The 2426-nt window shown below is 59.8% G+C and carries 1 protein-coding gene; it reads left to right on the forward strand.

The window, feature by feature from the left end; genetic code table 11:
* Positions 1 to 238 precede the first annotated feature (238 nt).
* Complete coding sequence (locus BW981_RS22170) at positions 239 to 2347, forward strand: rhomboid family intramembrane serine protease (RefSeq protein WP_076443164.1); 2109 nt, start codon at positions 239 to 241, stop codon at positions 2345 to 2347.
* Positions 2348 to 2426 lie beyond the last annotated feature (79 nt).

Genomic DNA, 2426 nt, shown 5'->3' on the forward strand with positions numbered 1-2426 from the left:
GGGAAACGACCCCCAAATCCTCGGATGCAGCGCCTCACAGGCGAAATCTCAGCGACCCCGCGCCGCAGCACCCTGCCGCGAGAGCGGCTTAGTCCGTTGGCGCTAATTGCGCGGGGAGCAATGGCATTTACCCTCAACAAGCACCTCGAACCGATTGACCCTTTAGTCGCGCCTGCGAGATGTTGGCCGGCTTGTCCAGCCAGCTCACTCGACTGACAGGAACGGGCGGAGGGGCGAAATGGCGGACCATCCAATTTGGGTTCGGGCGGGCTTCACGAGACGCGCTGCTGCATTCCTGATCGATCTCGTTATCGTCATGTTACTGACGCAGGCTTTGGTGGCCTGCATCTACGGGATGTCGGGCGGCCGAGTCCAAGACAGCAGTGCGTTTGTGAAAGAGTGCGTACCCGCCAAACAGCGCCCGGCCGGCCTGTCGTTGCCAGCTGGATTTATTCCAACCGGTGAAGCCGTCTGTACATCGTATCTCATGAGTAAGCCGGTGGCGCGGTACTATGTCTTCGAGCACAAAGCTCCGGGCTCGCCATTGAAGCAGACTATCGGGTTTCCCCTCGACACAGCTGACCAGCCGACCAAGGCCTTCGATCTTACACTTGCTCAATGGCCGCTGCTTGCATTGCTGCGGTGGGCGCTCGAGAGCCGTGGCTGGAGATCGCCGGGCAGATCAGCGGCCGGGCTTTTGGTCCTGTCGTCCCGGCATACAACCAGGGACCTTTTGAATCAAAAGCTAACCACTCGATATCTTGGGTTTGCAGCTGCGGGGTTACCTGCGGTCGTCTTCGCAGCGTTCGCCGTTTTCGCCGCATGGTCAGATTTCCCAGCCCTGAGTGCCGTCATGCTGTGGCTGACCGGCATTGCAGGTTGGCTGCCGTCAATCGCGCTCGTTGCCGCGACGATCTCAGTCTGCAAGCAGCGCGACACGTTCTACGACGAGGCTGCGGGAACACGTGTGGTCAGACTCTTCGATCCTCAAATGGACGAGGCGCCAGCCGCGGAGGCGCCATCGATCCAAGAAGACCGGTTTCCTTCTCTAGGCACCGTCGTAGCAGGCGTTCGGGCCGGATTTGCCTTGTCCGCTGTGCTTCTAGTGATGTTCGCTGCAGAACTCGTGACCGCGCATTCGGCTGGCCGGGTGACGGGCTTCATGGTCGATTGGCAATCAGGCGTTCAGTTTGGCGGTGTTTCCTCCGAGCTCGTTGCCCAAGGCGGTCAATGGTACAGGCTGGCGACGTCATCGTTCCTGCATTGGAGCCTCAACCACCTAGCCTCAAATCTCGTCGCACTCCTTCTGATCGCAGTCCTGCTCGAGCCCGTCATCGGAGCTGCCTGGTTCATTGCAATCTTCCTCCTCAGCGGTTTGGGGGGCGCTGGGCTTTCGATCGTGCAGAACCCGCCCATTGTGATGAGCATGGGTGCCTCTGGTGGAATCCTGGGCTTGATGGCTTCAGGCTTGATGATCTCGTTTCGGCTAGCACCGGGATGGCGTCGGCTCTGGCTTCAGGCTGTGACAATCGTCATTCTGACGGGCACTTTGACACAGGGGAGCTGGTTGCCAGCCTTGGGCCCGGATCACGCTGCCCATCTTGGGGGGATGTTGGCTGGAGGCGCCACCGGTTTCGTCTCCACAGTGTTTTTCGGCTCGAAGCGATACCCATCAATCGGCAAGTACGTGATGGGCGCTGCTTTGCTCGCCTCCAGCTTGACGGCAGCATCCCTCCCGATGGCAGGCTTCGGCGACTTCCCGCTGGATCGTTTGCTCGTGCCGCCTAAGGCCATGCCGAGAAATGATCAGGAATGGGCTTCGCAAGCATCCGAACTGGCAAGGCGTTACCCGCGCGATCCCCGGCCTTACATCGGGCTCGCGCTCGCGGCTGGTGCAGACGTCGAAAGTAGGGAGCGCGCTCTGGATCGGGTGAAGCTTGTCTCTGCTGCGTTGAAGCCAAATGATCAGGTTTTCGTCATGGCAACCTATCGCAACGGATTGAAGGCTGTCGTGCGCGCCCGCATTGCGGCACGCGACTTCACGGTCGCCCAGGCGAAGCTGGATGAAGCTTTAGCGCTGCAGCTTCCGCTCGACCCAGATCTACTCTACCTGCGCGCTGAAGCCGAGCAGCATTTGGGCGATTGGGCTTCCGCCAAGGCCGATCTTCAGAAGCTCGTATCGGCTAAACCTACCAATGCACCCGGCTGGATATCGCTCGCATTCGTGACGTCGGCGATGGGGGATCAGACTGCCGCTATCAACCTGAGCGGCATTGCTCTGCTCCATGACCCGAAGAGCTTCATTGCCTATCGCCAACGCGGATGGTTTTTCGTAAGCGTGATCTGACGCCCGCCTGTTCGGAAGCATTTGTAGCGGGATAGGTGTCCACCTGATGATTTGGTGGACACCAGATGGCGATGATCGA

Source organism: Allobosea sp. TND4EK4 (assembly GCF_900156025.1).
Lineage (GTDB): Bacteria > Pseudomonadota > Alphaproteobacteria > Rhizobiales > Beijerinckiaceae > Allobosea.